Here is a 24,973-nt window from a genome sequence, read left to right as displayed (position 1 = left end):
ACGACACAGCAGACTTACAAAAGCCGGGGAGGAGAATCACTACATGACGTTCATTAACAGATGGACTCGTATGCTGGGCGGCTTGATTCTGATTATGTCCCTTGGCGGCTGTTCATGGGGGACGGCCGTTACAGGCTCAGCGCCGGACACTTCCCGCTTGCCGCAGACGACGCAGGAATTGATTGCCGCACAACCGGGCCCGCTGGCCGGCACCCATTTTTATCTGACCAACCATCCTCAGCACAGTGACATCGCGAAGATACTGGATCGCCTGCCCCTCCTGGTAGACGGTGTGGATGAAGCGATGGTGCAAGTGTACGGGGAGAAACTGCTTGCCCTGTTTGCCGAAGACTACGCGAGCCCCCAGACTGTTGTGGACCGTTGGCGTGTGGCGTCTTTCGGCAACCCCGACATAGAAGATACCCGGCTCCAGTTCAAGGAGCATTTCAACGTGGAGATCATTTTGGACGCGAGTGGAAGCATGGCCGGAAAAATCGGTGAAAAGACCAAAATGCAGTTGGCCAAGGAAGCAATTCAAGCATTTGCCGAAAGCCTCCCTGAGGGAGCGAGGGTTTCCCTGCGCGTCTATGGACATAAAGGCAGCAATGCTGATAAGCACAAACAGCTCTCGTGCGGCAGCAGCGAGCTGGTCTATCCGCTGCAGCCGTTCGATGCGCAGAGGCTGGAGGAGGCGTTGCAGCAGTTTGAACCGACCGGCTGGACCTCGATTGCCCGCTCTTTGCAGTTGGCACAGGCGGATCTGGCCACGTACGGAGCCGAGAACAATACCAACGTGATTTATCTGGTCAGTGACGGGATTGAGACGTGTGACGGCGATCCGGTTGCCGCGGCCAAGGAACTTTCCAACTCGCATGTCATGCCACTTTTGAATGTCATCGGGTTCGACGTCAATGCCGATGGGCAGAAACAGCTCAAGCAAATTGCCCAGGCGGCCGAAGGGTTGTACGCGAATGTGACCAATCAGGAGCAGTTCCAGGCGGAGCTGGAGAGAGCCCGGGAGATCGCGGAGAAGTGGGATATGTGGAAGCGGGACGCGCTGACAGAGGCGGAAGCTGTGCGCATCGACAGGCACAAGTGGATCGATATGTACGACCGTGATTGGTATGAAAAGAACTGGCGGGAAAGTCTGAACGTGGGGGCGGCAATCGAGTATTTGGCCGCCACCGGGAAGATTGGCAGCCAGGCAAAAACGTACCTGACCCGGATGCGGCAGGAGCGCGAGGCGTTGGTCACCCGCTCAAAGGAAGAGCTGACCGACTATCTGCTTAACCTGACCGAGGAATCGTTTGAAGAGATGAAGGAGGAAATTGAGCGAAAATACCGGGGAGAGTAAAGCAGTTGGTCGCGTCACACTTACATAGAATAGCGGAGATGGTCAAAATGGAACAGTTTATTGTCTGCATAACCTCTTCAATTCCATTGTTGTTTGTAGTTTTTGGTATTAAGTACTCGTCACGTGTACTGAAACGCATCGGCTTGTATTTGTACCTGGCCATGCTGGGGATCGTTGTTTCCGCCCATTGGCATTTCCAATCCGTCTATGGACTCCCTTTTTTTCTTCTCCATCAGAAATGGCGATTATGGCTCTTGTGCTTATGTTGTTAGGCTTCTTTTTATTAGTTGCTGTACTCTTCGGTTTAATCCATGATTACTTTAAACACCCAGAACGGTTTCACCAAACCAAACAGGGTGCCTTGTTCATATTGGGTTTACTTGCACACTTGGGTGTGTTGGGATTTCTCATGTATCCTTTGTCCGGTAAATGGGAATATGTCAACATATTGAAGCACGCCGAGAAAGTGTTTGCGAAGGACGAGAACATCAGGGATGGAAAGATACGTGTAGAACTGGTGTTTTCCTCTCCGCTACCGTGTTGGCGGAACTGTTCCAGCGAAGATTACCGCCATCTGTTTATGGTGAAAAACTATACAGACGAGCCGATGAAAGTACGGCTGAAGATTGAATTGTTTGATGACCGGAAGGAATCATTGGACACGATTGCATCGCTTCCCATCGTTGTCCAGCCCGGTGAATACCGCCCGGTGATAACCAAATGGACCGATGAAAAGAGCAGCGTATGGGATCAATGGTCGTATAGATCAGAAGAGCCAATCGCTTATTTTCGATACTGGTATGACGCCAGACCTGTACGATGACGAAATGAGCTGTGTAAGAAAGAAAGATCACCCTGGCACTCTATTATTCGGTGAGTTGCTTTGCAATCGAGTCTTTTGAGCGAATTTTTTTATTTGCAGATGGCAGGCGCAGACACCTGCGGTCGCAGACTGAAGACAAACGATTCATTGAGTTAGCGTCCACAAAAATTGATCTCCAGGCCGGAAGGCCTGCCCATTCATCAACCGAAGCAAAAGACAATGGGCATCGCATGGTGGGATGGGCCAAGCGAGCTCCTTTGACGACCGGCTCAGCGGAAAAACGCTAGACGCGGGAATCAACAGGGGACACAAGTCTCACTTCCTCGAAATTCCCAGATGTTTGTCCCCTGCCCGCGTCTCGTTTTGGAGCGGACTTCATCCGCTTCTGTGCGGGGCGTCAAGCGAGCGAGCGGGCCCGATCTCCCAGGCGCAGCGGACTTTGTCTAACGCTGAGACCGCAGGTGCAAACACCTGCGGTCTTCATCATGCTTACACCAGATTCTCCGGGTTGAGTCCTTCCAGCTCCGGCAGGACAAACCGGCCGTCTTTACGGATCAGGACATCGTCAAACCAGATTTCGCCGCCGCCGTACTCCGGACGCTGGATCTGCACCATGTCCCAGTGGATGGAGGAGCGGTTGCCGTTGTCGGCCACGTCGTAGGCGCTGCCCGGCGTGAAGTGGAAGCTGCCGGCGATTTTTTCGTCGAACAGGATGTCCTGCATCGGGTGCAGGATGTGCGGATTGAAGCCGATGGCAAATTCGCCGATGTAGCGGGCGCCTTCGTCCGTATCGAGGATTTCATTCAGGGCTTTGGTGTTGGAGCTGGTCGCCTCGACGATTTTGCCTTCCTTAAACGTAAGCTGCACGTCGGTAAACGAGGTGCTGTGGTAGTTGGTCGGTGTGTTGAAGTAAATCGTGCCTTCCACGGAGTCGCGAACCGGCGCGGTGTACACTTCACCGTCCGGGATGTTCCGCTTGCCGTCGCACTTGATAGCCGGGATTCCCTTGATGGAGAAGCGCAGGTCTGTTTTCGGGCCGATGATGCGGACGCGGTCGGTCTTTTCCATCAGTTCCTTGAGCGGGTCCATCGCCTTGGACATTTTTGCGTAGTCGAGGTTGCAGACGGAGAAGTAGAAATCTTCAAAACCCTCCAGGCTCATGTTGGACAACTGCGCCATCGACTTGTTGGGATAGCGCAGCACGACCCAGCGTTTTTTCGGGATGCGCTCGCCGAAGTGCACCTGTTTGTAGTAAATGCGGGAGTAGAGGCCCATCTTTTCTTCGGGAATGTCGGAAAACTCGTTGATGTTTTCAAACGCGCGCACCGCAATGTATGCGTCGACGTCCTGCATGCGCGTCAGCTCGTGTTTGGCGATCAGTTCCATGTGTTCCTCGTTGCTCCCCTGGATCAGCGCCCGGAGCACTTCCTGATCCTTCAGTGTCACCAGCGGGAGGGCGCCTACGGCAAACGCCTCGCGGACGAGGGCGCGCACCAGCGGCACCTGCACGCCGATATTTTCGATCAGCACTTTTTCTCCTTTTTGCAAATTAAGCGAATAGCGGATGAGACGGCTGGCCAGTTCGTTAATCCGTGGATCTGCCATCGTGTGGAACCCTCCAGTAGTAAAAATTTTTTTACTATATCTGCAAGTATAGATTTTCTTCCGTCTGCATGCAAGCCAAGCCCCGCCACATGCATGGCGGGGCTGGCTGATTGGATGAACGCACACGGTCAACCGCCCGAATGTCCGGCCAGACCGGCATTCGGCCAGGCAGTCGTCCGGGAGGGGAGGCGGACCGCTTCGCAAAGGTGACGCAGCCCAAGTGTCACAGGCAGGCTTCGTAGATGGCGATGACATCCTGCTCACGCAGCGGACGGGAGCTTGCCAGATGGCCGGCACCTCGACCGCCGATCTGCACTGCATCCCGTGCCAATTCCGGCAGGGCGTCGTGGGTGACGCCAAAGTCGGAGAGGCGCTGCGTGATGCCCATCGCTTCGTACCAGCTGCGGACAGCTTGGATCGTCGCCCGTGCGGCGGCATGGTCGTCTGTTTCCGTGACCCCGAAGCACTGACGCCCCATGCGCGCCAGCCGCTCCGGGCGGTCGGGCAGAATGATCTGTTCAAAGTACGGCAGGGACAAGATGGCCAATCCCCGCCCGTGGGCCATGTCGTAATAGCCGCTCAGCGGGTGCTCTACGCCGTGAAGCGGATAGCCGGCTCCGCGCCCCGACAGGGTAAACGGGCTGATCGCCAGCGTACTTGCCCACAGCAGCGTGGCGCGCGCTTCTTCGTGATCGGGCTGGCGGATGGCTGTGAGCGAGTGTTCTGCAACCAGCCGGATCAGCGTCTCAGTAAAGCCGTCCTGCACATGCGTGCCTTCCGCGCTGATCAGATACGATTCAAACAGGTGGGCGAAGATGTCGGCGCACGCTTCCGCGGTGACGTGCGGCGGCACCGTGTAGGTAAGCGCCGGATCGAGGATCGCCACCTTCGGATACAGACCCGGGCCGTTGATCGACGATTTTTCGTGGGTTTCCCAGTGGGTCAGCACGCTGATGTTGTTCGCTTCCGACCCGGTCGCTGCCACGGTGGGCACTGTCAGCAGCGGGAGGGCTTCCTGCACGGGCACCAGCTCTTTGGCCGTACCAGAGGGATTGCCGCGCAGGTAATCGTAGATCGGTCGGCCGGAGAGGGCCACCGTCGCAATCGCTTTGGAGGCGTCCATCACCGATCCGCCGCCGAGCGCGATGACAAAGTCGCAGCCGTGTTCGCGGGCGAGCGCAGCTCCTTCGTCGACGGTAGTGGTGCGCGGGTTGGGTTCTATCTTGTCAAACAGCACGTACTCCACCTGTTCTTCCGCCAGAAGCGACTGCACACGGTCCAGCAGACCGGTCCGTTTGGCCGAACGGCCGCCGGTGACGAGCAGCGCTTTGCGGCCGAGCGCTTTCGCTTCCCGCCCCAACCGGGCGATTTCGCCGGTGCCAAAGAAAATCCGGGTCGGGAATAATACCTCAAACGGAAACATGTGGACTCATCCTTTCCCCGATAAATTTATCCTCTACCAGTGTAGCATAAAAAAGGAAAGCCGCCGCAGTTTAAGCGTAAGTCACCCGGCTGCCCTCAAGCTGAGACAAGTCGCTCTGTACCACTTCAGACCTGGGGGGCGGCTGTGCACCAGATGTAAAAATCAGGGATTTTGGATTTTTTTCGTCAAGCTGGTCATCCTACATCGTAACAGCATTCCATGAAGACTGGAGGGAACTGCAGATGACTGCGGAAAACCGGTTTCCGCCCGCCATGCGAAATGTCGGCGATCCGGCCGAGATGAGCCCGCTGGAGAACGAAAGCGCCGCTCCGATGGTGGAGATCAGACCGCCGCTGCAGTATGGCGAAGCGCTTGAACATCGCGACGCGAAATCTGTTGCCGAAATGCGTGAAGAGCGGTTGAAAATGGAGTGAACGCGGTGTCATGGTGATGGTGCCCTGCCGGGAACCGATGGGAAGATCGGTTCTTGCAAAATATTAATGAGAAAATGCAGGTTGTCTTTAGTCTGAGTCCGGGAATCCGGACTCAGCGTGTAGACAAAGTCCGCGGCGCATGGGAGATCGGCCCCGCTCGCTCGCTTGACGCCCAGCAAAGAAGCGGATGAAGTCCGCTCCAAAACGAGACGCGGGCAGGGGACAAACATCTGGGTATTTCGAGGAAGCGAGACTTGTGTCCCCTGTTGGTCCCCGCGTCTTCGTTTTTCCGCTGAGCCGGTCGTCAAAGGAGCTCGCTTGGCCCATCCCTCCATGCGATGCCCATTGTCTTCCGCTTCGGTTGATGAATGGGCAGGCCTTCCGGCCTGGAAATCATTTTTTGTGGACGCTAACTCAATGAACCGTTTGTCTTTAGTCTGAGTCCGGGAATCCGGACTCAGCGTGTAGACAAAGTCCGCGGCGCATGGGAGATCGGCCCCGCTCGCTCGCTTGACGCCCAGCAAAGAAGCGGATGAAGTCCGCTCCAAAACGAGACGCGGGCAGGGGACAAACATCTGGGTATTTCGAGGAAGTGAGACTTGTGTCCCCTGTTGGTCCCCGCGTCTTCGTTTTTCCGCTGAGCCGGTCGTCAAAGGAGCTCGCTTGGCCCATCCCTCCATGCGATGCCCATTGTCTTCCGCTTCGGTTGATGAATGGGCAGGCCTTCCGGCCTGGAAATCATTTTTTGTGGACGCTAACTCAATGAACCGTTTGTCTTTAGTCTGAGTCCGGGAATCCGGACTTTTCTTCTTTTCTGCTGCGGCAGCCAGCGGCTGATTGGCTTCGCTTCTCTTGAGGGCGGAGCGCAGACTGAACCTCCCCGGACAGGGAAAGAATATGGCGTACATGATTGTTTACCGAATGTTAAATTTGAGTGGTCGGGGAAAATTACATAAATTCCCGAACGTTTGTCGAATGCTAATCTGCTCATTTTCGTTGATAAATGCGTATAATTGTGTTTTAATTGAGTTGAAATGTTCGTGTATATTACGCATTACGCAACCTTTGCTCGGGGAAGGTGACTCCGGAAGTGGAAAAACGGGAACAACTCTATGAAGGTAAGGCAAAGCGCATCTATCGTACGTCTTTGGCCGATCAATACTGGGTGGAGTACAAGGACGATGCGACCGCGTTCAACGGGGAAAAGAAAGGCACCATCACCGGAAAGGGTGAACTGAACAACCGCATCACCGCCATCTTTTTCACGCTGTTGAAAGAGCGGGGCATCGACAACCATTTTATCCGCCTGCTGTCGCCCACGGAACAGTTGGTCCGCAAAGTGGAGATCATTCCGCTGGAAGTGGTCGTCCGCAACATCGCGGCCGGTTCCCTGGCCAAGCGGTTGGGGATGGCGGAGGGAACGGCCCTGCCGCACCCGGTGGTGGAGTTTTACTATAAAGACGACGCACTGGGCGATCCGCTGGTCAACCACTCGCACATCAAGGTGCTCGGAGTCGCCAGCGAAGACGACCTGGCCGTGCTGGAGCGTATCGGTCTGCAGGTAAACGAGGTGCTGCAGGAGTACCTGCGCGAGCGCGGCGTGATTCTCGTCGACTTTAAACTGGAGTTTGGACGCACGCCGGAGGGAGAGATTCTTCTGGCGGATGAAATATCGCCGGATACGTGCCGGTTCTGGGATGCCGGGACGATGGAGAAACTGGACAAGGACCGTTTCCGCCGCGATCTCGGCAATGTGGAAGAAGCGTATCGGGAAATGCTGAAACGATTGGGAGGAGAAGCACATGTGTAAAGCTGTTGTATACGTGACGCTGCGCCAAAGCGTGCTCGACCCGCAAGGACACGCGGTCAAGGGAGCGCTGCACACCCTTGGGTTTGACGAAGTAAAAGACGTGCGCATCGGCAAGTACATGGAGTTGGTGCTGGACACGGCCGACCGGGCGCAGGCGGAGGAGCGCGTCCGCGCGATGTGTGAAAAACTGCTGGCCAACACCGTGATTGAAGACTACCGCTTTGACATCGTGGAGGGCTGAGCCATGCGAGTAGCCGTAATCGTCTTTCCCGGTTCCAATGCCGACATCGACTTGTACAACGCCGTTGAAGACGTGATGGAAGTGCCGGTGGATTACGTCTGGCACGCACAGACCGACCTCTCCGCCTACGATGTCATCCTGCTGCCGGGCGGCTTTTCCTACGGCGACTACCTGCGCTGCGGGGCCGTCGCCCGGTTTTCGCCGGTGATGGAACAGGTGGTCAAGGCAGCTGAGGACGGCAAGCTGGTGATGGGCATCTGCAACGGCTTCCAGATCCTGACCGAAGTCGGACTGCTGCCGGGCGCCCTGCTCCGCAACCGTTCGCTGAAGTTCCGCTGCAAGCTGTCGCCGCTGCGCGTGGTCAACAACGACACGCCGTTTACCCGCGACTACGCTGCGGGTGAAGTGATCCGGATTCCCATCGCTCACGGCGAAGGCAACTACTACTGCGACGACGAGACGCTGGCACGGCTGCAGGCCAACAACCAGATCGTCTTCCGCTACGAAGGGGAAAACCCGAACGGTTCCATAGATGACATCGCCGGCATCTGCAACGAACGGGGCAACGTGCTCGGCATGATGCCTCACCCGGAGCGGGCCGTGCACGAATGGATGAGTTCCGCCGACGGCCGGCGCCTGTTTACCTCGATTCTGAAGACATGGAGGGAAAAAAACAGTGTCACAGCTCACTCGTAACGAACCGACCGCTGATCAAATCGCCGACCAGCGCCTGTACCGGGAGATCGGCTTGACTGACGAAGAATATCAGCGCGTCGTGGACATCCTCGGCCGCAAGCCGAACTGGACGGAGACAGGACTCTACAGCGTGATGTGGTCGGAGCACTGCTCGTACAAAAACTCCAAGCCGGTGCTGCGCCGCTTTCCGACCAGCGGGCCGCGCGTGCTGCAGGGACCGGGCGAAGGGGCCGGGATCGTCGACATCGGCGACAACCAGGCCGTCGTCTTCAAGATCGAAAGCCATAACCATCCCTCCGCCATCGAGCCGTACCAAGGGGCGGCAACCGGGGTGGGCGGCATCATCCGCGACGTCTTTTCGATGGGCGCCCGACCGGTGGCGCTTTTGAACTCGCTGCGCTTTGGGGAATTGACCTCGCCGCGCGTGAAATACCTGTTTGAAAACGTGGTGGCGGGCATCGCCGGCTACGGCAACTGCATCGGTATCCCGACCGTGGGCGGCGAAGTGAACTTTGACGCCACCTACGAGGGCAACCCGCTGGTGAACGCGATGTGCGTCGGCCTGATCGACCACGACAAGATTCAAAAAGGGGTGGCGACGGGCGTCGGCAACCCGGTTATCTACGTGGGGGCCAGCACCGGCCGGGACGGCATTCACGGCGCGACATTCGCCTCCGAGGAATTGAACGACGAGTCGGAGAAAAAGCGGCCGGCTGTACAGGTAGGCGACCCGTTCATGGAAAAACTGCTGCTGGAAGCATGCCTGGAGCTGATCGACACCGGCATCGTCGTCGGCATTCAGGACATGGGCGCGGCTGGTCTCACCTGCTCCAGCGCGGAGATGGCCTCCAAGGCGGGCAACGGCATCGAGATGAACCTCGACCTGGTCCCGCAGCGGGAGGCGGGCATGTCCGCTTACGAGATGATGCTCTCCGAATCCCAGGAGCGCATGCTGGTCGTCGTGGAAAAAGGCAAGGAAGCAGAAGCGATCGCCATTTTTGACAAGTGGGGCCTGGCTTCGGCAGTTGTCGGCCGTGTGACGGACGACGGCATGCTGCGCCTGCTGCACCACGGCGAAGTAGTGGCGGAAGTGCCGGTCAAGACCCTGGCGGATGACGCGCCGGTCTACCACAGACCGTCGGCTGTGCCGGCGTACTACGAAGCGAACGCCAACGTCGATCCGGTGGCGGCCATCCCCGAACCGGCTGACGCCAACGAAACGCTGAAAGCCCTGCTGTCTCAGCCGACGATCGCCAACAAGGCGTGGGTATACGAACAGTACGACCACATCGTCCGCGCCAATACCGCGGTCAAACCGGGTTCGGACGCGGCCGTGGTAATGATTCGCGGCACCCGCAAGGCACTGGCGATGAGCACGGATTGCAACGGCCGTTACGTCTACCTCGACCCGCAGGTGGGCGGCGCAATCGCCGTGGCGGAAGCGGCCCGCAACGTGGTATGTTCCGGTGCCGAACCGCTGGCGATCACCGACTGCCTCAACTTTGGCAATCCCGAGAAGCCGGAGGTGTTCTGGCAGTTTGAAAAAGCGGTCGACGGCATGAGCGAAGCCTGCCTCGCGCTGAACACACCGGTCATCGGCGGTAATGTGTCGTTTTACAACGAACGCAGTGGCGACGCCATTTACCCGACGCCGACCATCGGCATGGTTGGTCTGATCGCGGACGTCGATCACATCACCACCCAGGATTTCCAGGCCGAAGGGGACGCGATTATCCTCCTCGGGGAGACCTACGCCGAACTGGGCGGCAGCGAGTATCAAAAATGGGCGACAGGCTCCATCTCGGGACGTCCGCCGCACATTGACCTGGCAAAAGAAGCGGCCGTGCAGAAACTGGTGTACGACGCCATTCGCCAGGGGCTGGTAAAATCTGCGCACGATCTGTCGGAAGGAGGACTTGGCGTCGCATTGGCGGAATCGTGCTTTGGCAACGAGATCGGCGCAACCGTTTCGCTTGAGTCCGACCTGCGCAGTGACGTGCTGCTGTTCAGCGAGTCGCAATCGCGCATTCTGCTCAGCGTCGCACAAGAACAAACGGACGCCGTGCTGGCGCTGGCAAAAGAACGGGGTGTGCCGGCACAGGTAATTGGAACGACTGGCGGCAAGCGACTGGTGGTGAACGTCAACGGAACGGAAGTGATCCATGCGCCGCTTGCCGATTTGAAAGCCGCTTGGAAGGATGCGATTCCATGTTTGATCGGTTGATCTGGGACAAACTGAACGAAGAATGCGGCGTCTTTGGCATCTACAACCACCGGGAAGCAGCCCCGCTGACCTATCTGGGGCTGCACGCCCTGCAGCACCGCGGCCAGGAGAGCGCGGGCATCTGCGCCTCCAACGGTGAAAAGTGGTACAAGCACCGCGGCATGGGGCTGGTCTCGGAGGCGTTTGGCAAGGGCGACCTGGAGAAGTTTCGCGGCCATATCGCCATCGGCCACACGCGTTACACCACGGCCGGGGCGAGCAAGATCGAAAACGCGCAGCCGCTCTTTTTCCGCTACGCGCACGGCAGCATGGCCGTCGCCCACAACGGCAACCTGGTCAACGCCTCTGTGCTGCGAAAAGAGCTGGAGGCCAAGGGTTCCATTTTCCAGACGACGAGCGACACCGAAGTGATCGCCCACCTGATCGCCCGTTCGCAAAGCCGCGATCTGGCGGAAGCGGTCAGGGAAGCGCTGCAGCACATCAAGGGCGCATATGCGCTTTTGGTGATGAACGAGCGGCAGCTCATTATTGCGCTCGACCCGAACGGTCTGCGTCCGCTGTCGCTCGGCCGTCTGGGCGACGCCGTCTGCGTAGCCTCCGAGACGTGCGCCTTTGACATCATCGGCGCAGAGTATTGGCGCGACGTCCGGCCGGGCGAGCTGATCATCATCGACGAGGACGGCATCCGCGAGACGACGTTTACGGACAAAACCGTCCGTTCCATCTGTACGTTTGAGTACATTTACTTCGCCCGTCCGGACAGCGACATCGACGGGATCAACGTGCACATGGCCCGCAAGCGGCTGGGCAAGCAGCTCGCGCTGGAGGCGCCGGTGGAGGCCGACGTGGTGACGGGCGTGCCCGATTCCAGCATCTCGGCGGCCATCGGCTTCGCGGAGGCGACCGGCATTCCCTACGAGATCGGGTTGATTAAAAACCGCTACGTGGGACGCACCTTTATCCAGCCGACGCAGGAACTGCGGGAACGGGCCGTACACCTGAAGCTGTCCGCCGTGCGCAAGGTGGTGGAAGGCAAGCGGGTGGTGATGATCGACGATTCGATCGTGCGCGGCACGACCAGCAGCCGCATTGTCCGCATGCTGCGCGAGGCGGGGGCGCGGGAAGTGCACGTGCGGGTAAGTTCGCCGCCGGTGAAAAATCCCTGCTTCTACGGCATCGACACATCCACCCGGGACGAACTGATCGCCGCCACCAAATCGGTCGAAGAGATTCGCCGCATCATCGGCGCGGACTCGCTGGCTTTTTTGTCGGTGGAGGGCATGATCGAAGCGATCGGCCGTACGGACGCGGCTCCCAACAACGGCCACTGCCTGGCCTGCTTCACCGGCCAGTATCCCACGGAGATTGAATTTGAGGCGGCACTGCCGGCAGACAAGTGTTAAGAGGGTGAAACCATGAGCGAAGCATACAAGCAAGCAGGCGTCGACATCGAGGCGGGCAACGAAGCGGTAGAGCGGATGAAAAAGCATGTGAAGCGGACGTTCCGTCCCGAGGTGCTGACTGATTTGGGCGGATTTGGCGCGTTGTTTCGCCTGGATGTGTCCCGGTACAAAAAACCGGTGCTCGTCTCGGGCACGGACGGCGTGGGCACCAAGCTGAAGCTCGCGTTTGCCATGGACAAACACGACACAATCGGCATCGACGCCGTGGCGATGTGCGTCAACGACGTAGTCGTGCAGGGAGCGGAACCGCTCTTTTTCCTCGATTACCTGGCCTGCGACAAAGTGATTCCGGAAAAGATCGAGGCAATCGTCAAGGGCATCGCCGACGGCTGCACCCAGGCAGGCTGCTCGCTGATCGGCGGGGAGACGGCGGAAATGCCGGGCATGTACGCGGAAGGCGAGTACGACATCGCCGGGTTTACCGTCGGTGTCGCGGACGAAGATAAGCTGATCACCGGTGCTGATGTAAAGCCGGGTGACGTGCTGGTGGGGCTTGCCTCCAGCGGCGTGCACAGCAACGGCTTTTCCCTCGTGCGCAAAGTGCTGCTGGCGGATCGGGGAATGTCGCTACACGACCATGTGGACGAGCTCGGCAAAACACTGGGGGAAGAGCTGCTGACGCCGACCCGGATTTACGTCAAGCCGATTCTTTCGCTGCTCCAGTCTTATGAGATCAAGGCGATGGCCCACATCACCGGCGGCGGCTTCACGGAAAACATTCCGCGCGTCCTGCCCGAGGGAACGCAGGCGGTGATCGACGTCGGTTCCTGGCCGGTGCTGACGATTTTCCGGCTGGTGCAGGAGGCGGGCAGCATCAACCCGGCCGACATGTACCGCACGTTCAACATGGGCATCGGGATGGTGCTGGTCGTCAAACAGGACGACGTCGTCAACGTGATCGGCACGCTGCAGCAAATGGGTGAACAGCCGTACCTGATCGGTCAAATTCGGGCGGGCGAGCGGCGCGTCGTCTACAACGGGGTGACGTGGTGAAACGGATAGCCATTTTTGCCTCGGGCAGCGGTTCCAATTTTGAAGCAATCGTGCAGGCGACGAAAAACGGCCGGCTGGAAGGCGCGGAAGTGGTACTGCTCGTCTGTGACAAGCCGGGAGCCAAAGTGCTGGAACGGGCGGCGCGATTGGGCGTGGAAGCGTTCGCGTTTGAGCCGAAAGCGTACCCGGACAAGGCGGCGTTTGAGGCAGAAATCGTCGCCGAGCTGCGCAGGCGGGACGTCGAGCTGGTCGTGCTGGCCGGGTACATGCGGTTGGTGGGGCCGACGCTCTTGTCCGCCTATGAAGGACAGATCATCAACCTGCATCCCTCGCTGCTGCCGGCCTTTCCCGGCAAGGATGCGATCGGGCAGGCTCTCACCTACGGGGTGAAGGTAACGGGAGTAACGGTACATGTCGTCGATGCCGGTCTGGATACCGGACCGATCATCGCGCAGGTTCCCGTGATGGTGCACGAGACGGATACGGCAGAAAGCCTCGCTGCCCGGATTCATGAAGTGGAGCACGAACTGCTGGTCGACGTGATCGGACGACTGCTGACCGGCCGGATGAGGCTGGAAGGGCGGCACGTGCGGCTGGAGAAATAACAGCGGCCCTCTGCGACGGGTGTGATTCCCGTGGCGGAGGGCCTTTTTTGTTTCGTGCCATAGGGGCCTACTTATACGTATTTGTTCCGTCCCGCCCCGACAGCGGCGATCGTCATCAGCAGGCTGACCGCCAGCAGCGTCAGCAGGGGGAACGTCCACGAACCGGTCCAATCGTAGAAAAGTCCGATCAGGATCGGCCCGACGGCGGCCAGCAAATACCCTACGGACTGCGACATACCGGACAGAGCGGAAGCCTGATGCGTGTCCGTTGTTCGCAGGACGATCATCGTCATCGCCAGGCTGATGCTGGCTCCCAGCCCGATGCCGAGCAGCACCAGTGATCCAAACAGCAGCAGGCTGTTTTCACCGACCAGCAGCCCGCCGAATCCGGCCAGAAAGCACAGACCGATCACCAGGGCCATGCCCATCTGGTTGGTCATGCGGGTGGCCAGCACCGGTGCCAGGAATGTGGCCGGCAGACTGATAAACTGCAGGATCGAGAGCATCCAACCGGCGGTGGAAGTGCTCATGCCGTGGTGATGGAGGATTTCCGGCAGCCAGGCAATGGTGCAGTAAAACGCAAACGACTGCAATCCCATGAATACGGTAACCTGCCAGGCCAGCGGTGAACGCCAGAGTCGGCTGCTGTCGGACGCTTTGCCCTGGTCGCCTGTGATGTGGACGGATGCACGGAGCTGCGGCAGCCACACAACCAGCGCGACGAGGGTCAGCAGGGACCAGCAGGCCAGCGCTCCCTGCCATCCGAGACGCAGCGCCTGGGCCAGCGGGACGCTAAGACCGGACGCCAGCGCAGCGAGGGTGCCCATCGCCGTGGTGTACACACTCGTCATCAGTCCGATCCTGTCCGGAAACCGCTGCTTGACGAGCCCCGGCAGCAGCACGTTGGAAATGGCGATTCCCAAGCCGATCAGGCCCATGCCGGCAAATAACGCGGCAGTCCCCCCGAGCGAGCGGAGGATGATGCCGACGAGCAAGATACACAGTCCCGCCCAGATGGTCCGTTCATTCCCGTAGCGTTCTGCGATCTTTGGAGCGATCGGGGACAGGACGGCAAAGGCGATGAGCGGCAGCGTGGTCAAAAAACCCGCCATGCTGCCGGACAGGCCTGTATCCGTTCGGATGGAGCCGATCAGCGGCCCTACGGAGGTGAGGGCGGGGCGCAGGTTGAAGGCGACGAGAATGATGCCCGCGACAAGCAGCATGTTTCCCGTGGGTAGCGGACGGGAAGCGACGTCATCACGATTGGTCATGAAAGGATTCCTCCAGACGTTTCATCTCCGGTACTTCCATTAGTGTACGCAGTAAAAGTTGTTAATTCTTTACGGTATGCACAATTCCCTTCCCGTACACCCATGATGCACCCATTACGGACTTTGTCTGCACACCGGGCTATTTTGGAAAAAACGGTCCCCACCCGGGCGTTTGCTACATACAGTAGTACGAAAGCGGAAAAAAGGAGGGGGCCCACATGGGCGATTTGATATCCGATCTGCTGGGTAAGCTGAGCAAGAAAACAGGACGGAACTGGACGATGGAGGATATCGTGCGGCTGGCGCAAAAGCTGCCGAAGGGAGGGAATGGAAACCTGGATGAAGTGTTTGACGAACTGTCAGACATGGGGCTCAATCTGAGCGAGGAAACGCGGGTGAAGGTGAAGGAACAGTTGAAGGACGGTAAACCCCCATCGCTCGAATCCATCAGCGCGCTGGCGAACAGGCAGGCACAGGGAACAAACACCCCGAAGAAAGAGGTGTCGCATGCCAGTGCAAAAGTGAAAAGCGATCCGCTTGCCGAACGATTGAGAAAATGGCAGGACGGGAGAAAGAAAAGGCGATAGACGTGTAATGCAAACGAAGCGCAGTCTCGCGTGCCTTGGCACGATGCGGCTGCGTTCGTTTTTTTGGGAGGAAACCTTGATAAAAACGTACAATTATGTTTTAATTAACTTATAATGTTCGTGTTTTCTATATTCTTTCCAATAATATCAGGAGGTTCTATCCGTGAGTGTGAAAAAGGCACTGATCAGCGTTTCCGACAAGACAGGGTTGATTCCGTTTGCGCGCCGTTTGGCTGATGCCGGCGTGGAGATCATCTCCACCGGGGGTACGGCGACCATGCTGAAAGAAGCGGGCATTCCGGTTATCGGCATTTCCGAAGTGACCGGTTTCCCTGAGATTCTCGACGGGCGCGTCAAAACGCTGCATCCGAACATCCACAGCGGCCTCTTGGCTGTGCGCGACAATGAAGCCCACCGGAAGCAGCTGAACGACCTGCAGATTGAAACGATTGATCTGGTTGTTGTCAACCTGTATCCTTTTAAGCAGACGATCGCCAAACCGGACGTGACGTTTGCGGAGGCGATTGAGAATATTGACATCGGCGGGCCGACCATGCTGCGTGCGGCTGCGAAAAACCACCAGTACGTCACTGTAGTGGTGGACGCCGCCGACTACGAGCAGGTAGCCACGGAAATCGAGCAGAATGGGGATACGTCCCTGGATACGCGCCGCCGTCTGGCCGCCAAGGTGTTCCGCCACACGGCTGCGTACGACGCGCTGATCTCCCGCTATCTGAGCGAACAGGTGGGCGACTTCCTGCCGGAAAGCTACACAGTGACCTACGAAAAAGCGCAAGATCTGCGTTACGGCGAAAATCCGCATCAGCGGGCCGCATTCTACCGCGAGCCGCTGGCAGGCGGAGCCAGCATCGCACGTGCCCAACAGCTTCACGGCAAAGAGCTTTCCTACAACAACATCAACGACGCTGACGCCGCTCTGGCCATCGTGCGCGAGTTTGCCGAACCTGCCGTGGTCGCGGTGAAACACTCCAACCCGTGCGGCGTAGGCATCGGTGCCGACATTCGCGAAGCCTACCAAAAGGCGTACGAGGCTGATCCCGTTTCCATCTTTGGTGGCATCGTGGCGGCCAATCGTCCGGTGGACCGCGACACTGCCCTGCTGATGAAAGAAACGTTTTTGGAAATCATCCTCGCGCCTGATTTCACCGAAGAAGCGCTGGCCGTGCTGACCGAGAAGAAAAACCTGCGCCTGCTGCGCATCCCCTCGCTGAACGAGTCCCGGGAAGCCGCGCAGGGATTCCGCATCGCGCCGGTGGCGGGCGGAGCGCTGGTGCAGGACTACGACGTGAAACAACTGGACGATGCCGATATCCGCGTGGTGACCGACAAACAGCCGACCGCCGAAGAACTGGCGCAGCTGAAATTCGCCTGGAAGGTCGTCAAGCACGTCAAGTCGAACGCCATCGTGCTCGCCAAGGATAACATGACGATCGGCGTGGGCGCTGGCCAGATGAACCGCGTCGGTGCTGCCGGCATTGCCATCGCTCAGGCGGGAGAAAAAGCGAAAGGGGCTGTGCTGGCCTCCGATGCCTTCTTCCCGATGCCGGACACCGTAGAAGCGGCAGCGAAGGCAGGTATTACAGCGATCATTCAGCCGGGCGGTTCGGTCCGCGACCAGGACTCCATTGACGCCTGCAACCGCCATGGCATCGCGATGGTGTTTACCGGTGTACGCCATTTCAAACACTAATCGCTGACGAATTGATGAGAGCGAAAGAGAAAAGCGGATTTGTCAGAACCGCTGACAGGAGGGAGTACGCATGAACGTACTGGTAATCGGCGGCGGGGGCCGCGAACACGCCATCGTCTGGAAGTTGGCGCAAAGTCCCAAGGTGAAAAAGATTTTCTGCGCGCCTGGCAACGGCGGTACGGCGCTGTTGGCGGAAAACGTGCCGATTCCCGTTGACGATTTTGCCGCCCTGGCCCAGTTTGCCAAAGACGAGGGGGTTGACCTGACAGTGGTCGGTCCGGAAGACCCGCTGTTGGGCGGAATCGTCGACTTTTTCACGGAGCGCGGCCTGCCGATCTTCGGGCCGACTGCGCAGGCAGCGAAGATCGAAGGCAGCAAAAGTTTTGCCAAGCATCTGATGAAGCGCTATGGCATCCCGACGGCCCGGTACGAGTCGTTTCTCGACTACGAGTCGGCCCTGGCCTACGTGCGTGAACAGGGGGCGCCGATCGTGGTCAAAGCGGACGGACTGGCAGCCGGCAAAGGGGTGGTCGTTGCGGAAACGCTGGAAGCAGCGGAAGCGGCGCTCTACCGGATTATGAAGGAAGGCGTGTTTGGCCAGGCGGGGGCGCGCGTGGTGATCGAGGAGTGCATGCGCGGCGAAGAGCTGTCCCTGCTGTCGTTTGTCGACGGGGAAACGGTCAAGCCGATGGTGACTTCCCAGGACCACAAGCGCGTCTTTGACGGTGACCAGGGCCCCAACACCGGCGGCATGGGCACCTATGCGCCTGTGCCGCACATGTCGGCAGAGCTGGTGGAGCAGATCGTGGAGACGATCGTCAAACCGATGGCCCGCGGCATGGCACAGGACGGCATCCCGTTTAGGGGCGTGCTTTACACGGGCCTGATGATCACGGACGAGGGGCCGAAGGTCGTGGAGTTCAACGCCCGCTTCGGCGATCCGGAAACGCAGGTGATCCTGCCGCTTTTGGAGACCGATCTGGTAGACATCTGCACGGCTGCCATCCAGGGGGAACTGGCATCGGTCGACGTAAAGTGGAAGCAGGAAAGTGCGGTATGCGTCGTCATGGCCGCTCCCGGGTATCCGGGTGAATACCCCAAGGGCGAGCTGATCAGCGGCTTGGAAAAGGCGGGCGAGTCCGTCACCGTGTTCCACGCCGGCACCAAACAGACGGAGCAAGGCATTGTCACCAGCGGCGGCCGTGTCCTCGGCGTGACCGGGACAGGACGAACGCTGGAAGATGCGCGTGCTCGGGCATACGCTGCCGTTGAGCAGATCAGCTTCGCGGGTGCGCATTACCGCCGGGACATCGCAGACAGGGCGCTGCGCAGACGCTAGATTCGTGCCAATCGCGACCTGTATGGCAAAAAAGGGAGATCCGTCCGGTTATTGACGGTATCTCCCTTTCTTCTTGTTCGCAGCGTACATAAAGTAGCCCATGACGGCGACACAGCCGATGATCAAGGCAAAGACAAACGCATTGTGGGAAAACCATTCGTATAGCGGAGGTCCGACAAGTGACATGGGCTGTCCCTCCTAGGAATAAGTTGGCTCGAGATGTTCGTCGCGGCTGTGGCGGTCGTCCGTTTTTTTGGCGCGCTCTTCGTTGCGGGAAGCTTCCTCGGCCTGGCGGTAGGAGACGTACTCCTTAACAGCCGCTTCGAGCTGTTTGTCTTCGGCCGACAGTTTGGTTTGCTCCTGCTTGGGAGCCGTGCCACTGCGCGGTTTCCGTGCCTGGTTCCTCATGTCCTTGGCTTTGCTGAGCATGTTTTGCATTCCGGCGCGATCGCAGCTGTTGACACCCATCGCGTACAGCATCGGACAAAAGCGGGTGACGCCTTCTGCCACCTTCATGGCTGACAGCGCCATTAACAGCCAGGGAGTGCGGTACGGGCGGCGGCTCATCCTGCCGACGCCGTAGGCCAGCCCCAACAGGCCGACAGTGATGCGGATCAGAGCATCCACGGTTCCGACGTTTTTTTGCATGGTTGTTCCTCCTGTCCTAACAGTTCCTGTTGGTAGTGTGTGCCGGGCGGAAAAAATCACGCGAGGGAATTGTTGTTAACAGAGGGGTTGGATACAGGAGACCGGTAGGCGAACGGAGAAGTGTACACAGGAAGTGAGCGAGCGTTCGCTAGGAAATGGTTGCTGTGGCAGAGGATTCTCTATCCGTGCGCCAAACAGGGAAAGGAGTGCATACCATGCGAGTCCGTCCGATCAACGAAAAGGCTTACCTGCATCTGTTACGGGTGGCGAAGCGGCAGGCCCCTGCCGACATGTGGATCAAGGGAGCGCGGGTGCTGCAGGTGTATACCAAGGAATGGCGGGAGGTGAATGTCGTCGTCGCCGGAGAACGGATCGCCTATGTGGGGGAAAAGGAGCCGGAGGTGGCCGAACATACGGTTGTGGTAGACGCAGCTGGGATGTACGCGGTGCCGGGGTACATGGAGCCGCACGCCCATCCGTTTCAGTGGTACAATCCGTTCTCGCTGGCCGACTTCGCACTGGAGCGGGGAACGACAACCCTGGTGTCTGACACGATGATGCTGATGAGCCTGCCGTTTGCGCAGGTGGCACAGATCATGGAGCGGCTGTCGGCCCATCCGGTCAAGCAGTTTTTCTGGGGTCGGCTCGATCCGCAGCGGAGGCGGTCACATGCAGAGCCGCCGTTTGACCGGGCAGGGCTGGCGCGAATGCTGGAGCATCCGCTGGTCGTCCAGGGCGGGGAACTGACCGACTGGCAAGGCGTGTTGAACGAAGACGAGACCCTGCTGTTTGGACTCAAGCACGCCCGCGATCTTGGCAAACGGATCGAAGGACATCATCCGGGAGCGTCGGTGGAGACCCTGAACACAGCGGCTGCCGCCGGGATCACCGCCTGCCACGAGAGCATCACGGCGGAGGAGTTGTTGCGCCGCCTGCAGTTGGGGATGTATGTCGCACTGCGCCACTCCTCCATCCGGCCGGACCTGCCGGAATTGGTTCGCGGCTGGCTGGAAATGGGACTGCCCTGGTCGCCCCGCATGATGCTGACATCGGACGGCAGCACGCCGCCGATGCACCGGCACGGCCTGATGGATTACACGATAAAAGTGGCGATCGAAGCGGGCATGCCGCCGGAAGAGGCCTACGTGATGGCGACGCTCAATCCTGCCGTCTACTACGGCATGGACGCCGAAATCGGGGGGATTGCCCCAGGCCGACTCGCCGACGTTCTGCTGCTTACTCGTCCGGAGGAGCCGACGCCCGAGCTGGTCATCGCCAACGGACGACGGGCGGCGGAAAAAGGGCGGCTGCTGGTGCCCACGGTGCTGCCTCATTGGGAGCAGTACGAGTTTCCGCCCGTCGACCGGCTGGGCAGGGACGTGGGAGCGGACGCGTTTCGACTTCGCCACACGGGCGGACCGCTGCCGGTCCTGCACATGCGCAATGCGGTCATTACCACACTGGAGCGGGAGGAACTGCCGGCAGACCGGGATGGCTGCGTTTCGCTGGAGAACGATCCCGAGCTGGCGGTAATCTGCTGTCTCAATCCTGACCGGGAGCGGCTGACACAGGCGCTGGTAAGGGGATACGGCCGTTCGCTGGAGGCACTGGTCAGCACCTACACGGCCTCCGACGACTGGCTGGTCATCGGGCGCAACCCGGAGGCCATGGCGGAATCGCTGCGGCGCGTCCGGCAGATTGGCGGAGGCGTGGTCATGATCGACGGGGGACGGGTGATCTGCGAATGTCCGCTGCCGCTCGCCGGAAAGTTTTCTCCCGCGCCGATGGACGACGTCATCCGCATGGCGGAATCGCTGACCGACCTGTTGCGGGACAAGGGGTACGCGCATTTGGACCCGCTCTATTCGTTGCTGTTTTTTACCGCCACCCATTTGCCGTATGCCCGGCTTACCGCCGAGGGGATCGTCGATGTGAAGTCGGGGGCCGTTTTGGTGCCGCCCATTCCCCTTCCATGAGGAAAACATGTTTTCGGCAAAGGAATGTCTTCGCAAACATCAATTACTTCACCTTAGTAAAGTATTGATATATTTATTTGGATTTAATACAGCTTCATCTTTACGCTGTTATATGTATAAAAAATATGTTTATTGAAAATACCATTATTCATCTCTTGTAAAATTCCTGATATATTTTACAATTAAGAAAGGCCAGACAGGAACGGTCCTGTGAGACGTTTGGCCCATGTCGGGTATCCTCCCTGGGTGGACGTTTTACGGGCCGCCAAGTGATTTCATGGGTGGCGGTGGACGGGTGGTTCTGATATGATTATGTTAACCTGTCCCGCCGTGGAAGGGGTGCTTTGCTCGAGAAAAGAATACCTGTGACGGAAAAGGGGACGGTTTCATCGTTGTATTCGTCGATCCAAAATGAGCAGCCGGCTCCGGTATCGCAGGATACGTTGCTTAAATAGGGCCAGACATCGCAGACTACCGAACAAGCCTCTTTCAACCCGGGGCGACACTCAGGTGTGCGCCCTTTCTGTTTGAGGAGTTGTCCAGTGCGCGGACAAGCCTTTCGCTGACGGTACGACCGCTCACACAAAGACAGCGCGTCAGGCAAAAAAGCAGCGGTTGTCCCGACAGCCGCCGGGCGGCAAGTTGTTTTTTTGATCGCCGAATACAGAAAATTTACAATTACCGCAAGTTTACAAAGGAATGAGGGATGGGAAAGTATGCTGCTCGACATTTTGCCTCAGGTGTTGGTTGACGGCTTGACGCTGGGCTTCATGTACGCCGTCGTTGCGCTCGGCTACACCATGGTGTACGGGATTTTGGAGTTCATCAACTTCGCGCACGGTGAGATTTTCATGGTGGGCGCCTTTGTGGGGACGGAGGTCCTGCTGATTACGGACGCCCTGGGGGCGCTTCAGGGGATGAATCCGTTTGTCGCACTGTTTATAACCCTGCTGATCGCGATGGCCATTACCGGAGCCCTCGGCGTCGGGATTGAGCGGGTAGCCTACCGTCCGTTGCGCGGTGCGCCGCGGCTCGTTCCGCTGATTTCCGCGATCGGCGTGTCGTTCCTGCTGCAGGATCTCGTCCGGTTTACGGAAGCGATTGCCCGCAACGAATTTTATCTGAACAGTCCCATTCTTTTTTCAGGTTCCATCCCGTTGGGCAGCATCGCCGCGATTCCGACGAAGGCGTTGATCGTCATCGTGCTCGCCATTGTGATGATGATATCGCTGACCTTGTTCATCAACAAGACCAAGTGGGGTATCGCCATGCGGGCTGTTGCGCAGGACCAGTCAACAGCGTCGCTGATGACCATTAACGTGGACAAAGTCATTATGCTTACCTTTTTGATCGGTTCCAGCCTGGGCGGCGCAACCGGGGTACTGTTCGCGCAGAACTACGGCACGATTGACCCCTACATCGGCTTTATTCTCGGTCTCAAGGCGTTTACCGCAGCCGTTCTCGGCGGTATCGGCAACATCCGCGGCGCGATGGTGGGCGGTGTTCTGCTTGGCTTGCTGGAGTCCCTGTCCGGCGCGTACATGGGTCCGCTGACCGGCGGAGCGTTTGGCGCCGAGTACAAAGACGTGTTTGCGTTCAGCATTTTGATTCTCGTGCTTCTGTTCAAACCGGAAGGCCTGTTTGGCGAAGCCGTAAAAGAGAAAGTGTAGGTGAAACGCATGGCAAACATGGTATGGAAGTCGTTCAAAGGGATTCCGCTTCCGGTTACGCTGATTTGGATCGCTGGCTTTTCGGCCGCACTGCACTTCTTGGACAAATCGGTCATCGCGTTTCTGGGAATCTTGTCCTCCATTGTTTTGATCTACTACACCAACGCCTCCAGCAAGGTCCGCATGCTCATCGGAGCACTGGTGCTGTTAATCATCATTCCGCTGGTGGCGGGGGACAACCGCTACTACATGGAAGTGGCTTCGCAGGTGGGCATCTACGTGGCCATGGCGCTCGGCCTGAACATCGTGGTCGGATTTGCCGGACTGCTTGACCTCGGCTACGTCGCCTTTTTCGCCGCCGGTGCGTACGCGTACGCGATTTTTTCCACGTCCCAGGCCAACCAGTTCATCCCCGGCGACCTGTTTCCGCTGTCGGGCGAGTGGTTCTGGCCGTTCCTCATCGTCGGCTTGATCGTGGCGGCAATCTTCGGGATATTGCTCGGTCTACCGGTCTTGCGGGTGAAAGGGGACTACCTGGCCATTGTCACGCTGGGGTTTGGTGAAATTATTCGGATTATTTTCAATAACCTGGACAAACCCATCAACATCACCAACGGCCCGCAGGGGATCACTCCGATCCCGCAGCCGGAATTGTTGGGAATGAAGATGGGCACGCCGTTCCACTTCTATTTTATCGTGTTAGTCGTCATCGCCTTTATCGTCCTGGCCAACTTTCGCTTTGAAAACTCGCGCATCGGCCGCGCCTGGATCGCGGTGCGGGAAGACGAACTGGCGGCCCAGTCCATGGGCATCTCCCTGCTGAACACCAAGCTGGCCGCGTTTGCCACGGGCGCTTCCTTCGCCGGTGTGGTCGGCGTCATCTTTGCCGCCAAGCAGACGTTTATCGATCCGACCTCGTTTACGCTGATGGAGTCGATCGGGATTCTCGTCATGGTCATCCTCGGCGGCAGCGGAAGCATCCCTGGCGTGGTATTGGGGGCGGCATTCGTCACGGTGCTGCAGGTGCAGCTGCTGAAAGAGCTCTCCAATTTCCTCCACTCGCTGCAACAGGCGGGCGTCATCAATCTGCCGAACCAGTTGGATCCGTCCAAGTTCCAGCGGTTGATCTTTGGCATCATGTTGATCCTCGTGGCGCTCTACCGTCCCAACGGTTTGATTCCGGCGAAGCGCAAGAAGACCGATCTCGACGCCATCCGGACAAGCAAATTGGGCGAAAACCGTCTGGGGATCCTGAGCAGGCTGGCGAAAGGCAAGCTGTCGCAGGGCAACCAGTCGTAGCGTACAAGGAGGGAGCATCATTATGGCACTGTTGGAAGCAATCGGCTTGACAAAGCGCTTCGGCGGTCTGGTCGCCAATCAGGACGTCACCGTCAAGATTGAGAAGGGGACGATTACGGCGGTCATTGGACCGAACGGGGCCGGGAAAACCACGTTTTTCAACATGATCACCGGCTTTTACGAGCCGGACGAGGGCGATGTCCTGCTGGACGGGAAAAGCATCAAGGGACTGCGGCCGGACCAGATTGCCGAGCGGGGCATCACCCGCACGTTCCAAAACATCCGCTTGTTCAAGCAGATGACCGCCTTGGAAAACGTGATGGTGGGTACGCACAGCCGGCTGACGGCAGGACTCTTGGGCATCCTGTTCAACGTCAAGCGGGTGCGCGAAGAGGAAGAGCGGGCCCGCGTCGAGGCCTATCAACTCCTGGAATACGTCGGGATCGCCCACGTCGCCAACGAAGAGGCCGGCAGTCTGCCGTACGGCTTGCAGCGCCGCCTGGAGATCGCCCGCGCGCTGGCGACCAATCCGCAAATCATTCTGCTGGACGAGCCGGCGGCGGGGATGAATCCGCGCGAAACAGCGGAGATGACGGAGTTTATCCGCCGGCTGAAAAACGAACTGGAACTGACCATCATCCTGATTGAACACGACATGAAGCTGGTCATGGGCCTGAGCGAATACATCCACGTGTTGGATTACGGACGCAAAATCGCCGAGGGAACGCCGGAGCAAATCCGCAACAATCCCAGAGTCATCGAGGCGTACCTGGGCAAAAGCGCGTCGGAAGTGTCGTAAGC

Annotated in this window: 22 protein-coding genes; 17 read left to right on the top strand and 5 right to left on the bottom strand. The window is 58.6% G+C overall.

Going from position 1 to position 24,973, the window contains the following annotated elements; genetic code table 11:
* Nucleotides 1–43: 43 nt before the first annotated feature.
* Nucleotides 44–1,354: a VWA domain-containing protein gene (locus Q7F15_RS17940; RefSeq protein WP_171567447.1), complete on the top strand. Its 1,311-nt coding sequence runs from the start codon at nt 44–46 to the stop codon at nt 1,352–1,354.
* 247 nt (nt 1,355–1,601) lie between these two features.
* Complete coding sequence (locus Q7F15_RS17935) at nt 1,602–2,177, top strand: hypothetical protein (protein WP_304414759.1); 576 nt, start codon at nt 1,602–1,604, stop codon at nt 2,175–2,177.
* Between the two features lie 489 nt (nt 2,178–2,666).
* Here Q7F15_RS17935 and Q7F15_RS17930 read toward each other — a convergent pair whose 3' ends face one another.
* Both Q7F15_RS17930 and Q7F15_RS17925 read right to left on the bottom strand, forming a co-directional pair.
* Entirely contained in the window at nt 2,667–3,782 is a 1,116-nt protein-coding gene (locus Q7F15_RS17930; RefSeq protein ID WP_171567449.1) for an aminopeptidase, read from the bottom strand.
* Between the two features lie 223 nt (nt 3,783–4,005).
* The gene (locus Q7F15_RS17925; RefSeq protein ID WP_304414758.1) at nt 4,006–5,205 is read right to left on the bottom strand and encodes an iron-containing alcohol dehydrogenase; all 1,200 of its coding nucleotides are present in this window, start codon (nt 5,203–5,205) and stop codon (nt 4,006–4,008) included.
* Between the two features lie 242 nt (nt 5,206–5,447).
* On the opposite strand from Q7F15_RS17925, the gene Q7F15_RS17920 reads away from it, so the two are divergent.
* The 8 genes from Q7F15_RS17920 to purN all read left to right on the top strand — a co-directional run bounded on the left by Q7F15_RS17920 (nt 5,448) and on the right by purN (nt 13,671).
* A complete protein-coding gene (locus Q7F15_RS17920) occupies nt 5,448–5,639 on the top strand; it encodes a hypothetical protein (protein WP_304414757.1) in 192 nt (63 codons plus the stop codon).
* 1,090 nt (nt 5,640–6,729) lie between these two features.
* Nucleotides 6,730–7,449 carry a phosphoribosylaminoimidazolesuccinocarboxamide synthase gene (gene purC, locus Q7F15_RS17915; RefSeq protein WP_304414756.1) on the top strand — a complete coding sequence of 240 codons (720 nt, stop codon included), beginning with the start codon at nt 6,730–6,732 and terminating at the stop codon, nt 7,447–7,449.
* On the top strand, nt 7,442–7,690 hold the full coding sequence (gene purS / locus Q7F15_RS17910; RefSeq protein ID WP_171565281.1) for a phosphoribosylformylglycinamidine synthase subunit PurS: 249 nt from the start codon (nt 7,442–7,444) through the stop codon (nt 7,688–7,690). The genes purC and purS overlap by 8 nt, the downstream gene beginning before the upstream one ends.
* A gap of 3 nt (nt 7,691–7,693) precedes the next feature.
* The gene (purQ, locus tag Q7F15_RS17905; protein WP_171565280.1) at nt 7,694–8,386 is read left to right on the top strand and encodes a phosphoribosylformylglycinamidine synthase subunit PurQ; all 693 of its coding nucleotides are present in this window, start codon (nt 7,694–7,696) and stop codon (nt 8,384–8,386) included.
* Nucleotides 8,367–10,610 carry a phosphoribosylformylglycinamidine synthase subunit PurL gene (gene purL, locus Q7F15_RS17900; protein WP_171565279.1) on the top strand — a complete coding sequence of 748 codons (2,244 nt, stop codon included), beginning with the start codon at nt 8,367–8,369 and terminating at the stop codon, nt 10,608–10,610. Before purQ ends, purL begins: the two co-directional genes overlap by 20 nt.
* Nucleotides 10,595–12,013, top strand: a complete 1,419-nt coding sequence (gene purF / locus Q7F15_RS17895; protein WP_304414755.1) for an amidophosphoribosyltransferase — start codon at nt 10,595–10,597, stop codon at nt 12,011–12,013. The genes purL and purF overlap by 16 nt, the downstream gene beginning before the upstream one ends.
* A 12-nt stretch (nt 12,014–12,025) precedes the next feature.
* Nucleotides 12,026–13,066 (top strand): phosphoribosylformylglycinamidine cyclo-ligase, encoded by a 1,041-nt coding sequence (gene purM, locus Q7F15_RS17890; RefSeq protein WP_304414754.1) that lies wholly within the window; start codon nt 12,026–12,028, stop codon nt 13,064–13,066.
* Nucleotides 13,063–13,671 (top strand): phosphoribosylglycinamide formyltransferase, encoded by a 609-nt coding sequence (gene purN / locus Q7F15_RS17885; protein WP_304414753.1) that lies wholly within the window; start codon nt 13,063–13,065, stop codon nt 13,669–13,671. Before purM ends, purN begins: the two co-directional genes overlap by 4 nt.
* 71 nt (nt 13,672–13,742) lie before the next feature.
* Here the strand turns inward: purN and Q7F15_RS17880 are convergent, their stop codons facing one another.
* Nucleotides 13,743–14,942: a CynX/NimT family MFS transporter gene (locus Q7F15_RS17880; RefSeq protein WP_212132205.1), complete on the bottom strand. Its 1,200-nt coding sequence runs from the start codon at nt 14,940–14,942 to the stop codon at nt 13,743–13,745.
* A gap of 218 nt (nt 14,943–15,160) precedes the next feature.
* Between Q7F15_RS17880 and Q7F15_RS17875 the strand changes: the two genes are divergently transcribed.
* The 3 genes from Q7F15_RS17875 (at nt 15,161) to purD (ending at nt 18,579) form a co-directional block, all read left to right on the top strand.
* Nucleotides 15,161–15,529 (top strand): hypothetical protein, encoded by a 369-nt coding sequence (locus Q7F15_RS17875; protein WP_212132204.1) that lies wholly within the window; start codon nt 15,161–15,163, stop codon nt 15,527–15,529.
* Between the two features lie 163 nt (nt 15,530–15,692).
* Nucleotides 15,693–17,240 carry a bifunctional phosphoribosylaminoimidazolecarboxamide formyltransferase/IMP cyclohydrolase gene (gene purH, locus Q7F15_RS17870; RefSeq protein WP_171565273.1) on the top strand — a complete coding sequence of 516 codons (1,548 nt, stop codon included), beginning with the start codon at nt 15,693–15,695 and terminating at the stop codon, nt 17,238–17,240.
* Between the two features lie 70 nt (nt 17,241–17,310).
* On the top strand, nt 17,311–18,579 hold the full coding sequence (gene purD, locus Q7F15_RS17865; RefSeq protein ID WP_171565272.1) for a phosphoribosylamine--glycine ligase: 1,269 nt from the start codon (nt 17,311–17,313) through the stop codon (nt 18,577–18,579).
* A 48-nt stretch (nt 18,580–18,627) separates the two neighbouring features.
* Here the strand turns inward: purD and Q7F15_RS17860 are convergent, their stop codons facing one another.
* Together Q7F15_RS17860 and Q7F15_RS17855 are read right to left on the bottom strand one after the other, a co-directional pair.
* A complete protein-coding gene (locus tag Q7F15_RS17860; RefSeq protein ID WP_171565271.1) occupies nt 18,628–18,765 on the bottom strand; it encodes an EYxxD motif small membrane protein in 138 nt (45 codons plus the stop codon).
* Between the two features lie 12 nt (nt 18,766–18,777).
* Nucleotides 18,778–19,227, bottom strand: a complete 450-nt coding sequence (locus Q7F15_RS17855; protein WP_304414752.1) for a YgaP family membrane protein — start codon at nt 19,225–19,227, stop codon at nt 18,778–18,780.
* 215 nt (nt 19,228–19,442) lie between these two features.
* Here Q7F15_RS17855 and Q7F15_RS17850 point away from each other — a divergent pair, with 215 nt between their 5' ends.
* The 4 genes from Q7F15_RS17850 (at nt 19,443) to Q7F15_RS17835 (ending at nt 24,971) form a co-directional block, all read left to right on the top strand.
* Nucleotides 19,443–21,203: an adenine deaminase C-terminal domain-containing protein gene (locus Q7F15_RS17850; protein ID WP_304414751.1), complete on the top strand. Its 1,761-nt coding sequence runs from the start codon at nt 19,443–19,445 to the stop codon at nt 21,201–21,203.
* 716 nt (nt 21,204–21,919) lie between these two features.
* Complete coding sequence (locus Q7F15_RS17845) at nt 21,920–22,873, top strand: branched-chain amino acid ABC transporter permease (RefSeq protein ID WP_230077713.1); 954 nt, start codon at nt 21,920–21,922, stop codon at nt 22,871–22,873.
* A 9-nt stretch (nt 22,874–22,882) separates the two neighbouring features.
* Nucleotides 22,883–24,172, top strand: a complete 1,290-nt coding sequence (locus Q7F15_RS17840; RefSeq protein ID WP_171565267.1) for a branched-chain amino acid ABC transporter permease — start codon at nt 22,883–22,885, stop codon at nt 24,170–24,172.
* Between the two features lie 22 nt (nt 24,173–24,194).
* Nucleotides 24,195–24,971: an ABC transporter ATP-binding protein gene (locus Q7F15_RS17835; RefSeq protein WP_171565266.1), complete on the top strand. Its 777-nt coding sequence runs from the start codon at nt 24,195–24,197 to the stop codon at nt 24,969–24,971.
* Nucleotides 24,972–24,973 lie beyond the last annotated feature (2 nt).

This window comes from Brevibacillus aydinogluensis (genome assembly GCF_961514395.1).
Lineage (GTDB): Bacteria > Bacillota > Bacilli > Brevibacillales > Brevibacillaceae > Brevibacillus > Brevibacillus aydinogluensis.
Note: the sequence above shows the minus strand (reverse complement) of the source record. Positions and strands in the feature narration are given on the sequence as shown.

Coding starts and splice junctions, on each gene's coding strand:
- purD (WP_171565272.1), top strand. CDS start 17,311: ATGAACGTACTGGTAATCGGCGGCGGGGGCCGCGAACACGCCATCGTC.
- Q7F15_RS17920 (WP_304414757.1), top strand. CDS start 5,448: ATGACTGCGGAAAACCGGTTTCCGCCCGCCATGCGAAATGTCGGCGAT.
- Q7F15_RS17930 (WP_171567449.1), bottom strand. CDS start 3,782: ATGGCAGATCCACGGATTAACGAACTGGCCAGCCGTCTCATCCGCTAT.
- purQ (WP_171565280.1), top strand. CDS start 7,694: ATGCGAGTAGCCGTAATCGTCTTTCCCGGTTCCAATGCCGACATCGAC.
- Q7F15_RS17850 (WP_304414751.1), top strand. CDS start 19,443: ATGCGAGTCCGTCCGATCAACGAAAAGGCTTACCTGCATCTGTTACGG.
- purS (WP_171565281.1), top strand. CDS start 7,442: ATGTGTAAAGCTGTTGTATACGTGACGCTGCGCCAAAGCGTGCTCGAC.
- purF (WP_304414755.1), top strand. CDS start 10,595: ATGTTTGATCGGTTGATCTGGGACAAACTGAACGAAGAATGCGGCGTC.
- Q7F15_RS17875 (WP_212132204.1), top strand. CDS start 15,161: ATGGGCGATTTGATATCCGATCTGCTGGGTAAGCTGAGCAAGAAAACA.
- Q7F15_RS17855 (WP_304414752.1), bottom strand. CDS start 19,227: ATGCAAAAAAACGTCGGAACCGTGGATGCTCTGATCCGCATCACTGTC.
- Q7F15_RS17940 (WP_171567447.1), top strand. CDS start 44: ATGACGTTCATTAACAGATGGACTCGTATGCTGGGCGGCTTGATTCTG.
- Q7F15_RS17880 (WP_212132205.1), bottom strand. CDS start 14,942: ATGACCAATCGTGATGACGTCGCTTCCCGTCCGCTACCCACGGGAAAC.
- Q7F15_RS17840 (WP_171565267.1), top strand. CDS start 22,883: ATGGCAAACATGGTATGGAAGTCGTTCAAAGGGATTCCGCTTCCGGTT.
- Q7F15_RS17935 (WP_304414759.1), top strand. CDS start 1,602: ATGGCTCTTGTGCTTATGTTGTTAGGCTTCTTTTTATTAGTTGCTGTA.
- Q7F15_RS17860 (WP_171565271.1), bottom strand. CDS start 18,765: ATGTCACTTGTCGGACCTCCGCTATACGAATGGTTTTCCCACAATGCG.
- Q7F15_RS17845 (WP_230077713.1), top strand. CDS start 21,920: ATGCTGCTCGACATTTTGCCTCAGGTGTTGGTTGACGGCTTGACGCTG.
- purM (WP_304414754.1), top strand. CDS start 12,026: ATGAGCGAAGCATACAAGCAAGCAGGCGTCGACATCGAGGCGGGCAAC.
- Q7F15_RS17925 (WP_304414758.1), bottom strand. CDS start 5,205: ATGTTTCCGTTTGAGGTATTATTCCCGACCCGGATTTTCTTTGGCACC.
- Q7F15_RS17835 (WP_171565266.1), top strand. CDS start 24,195: ATGGCACTGTTGGAAGCAATCGGCTTGACAAAGCGCTTCGGCGGTCTG.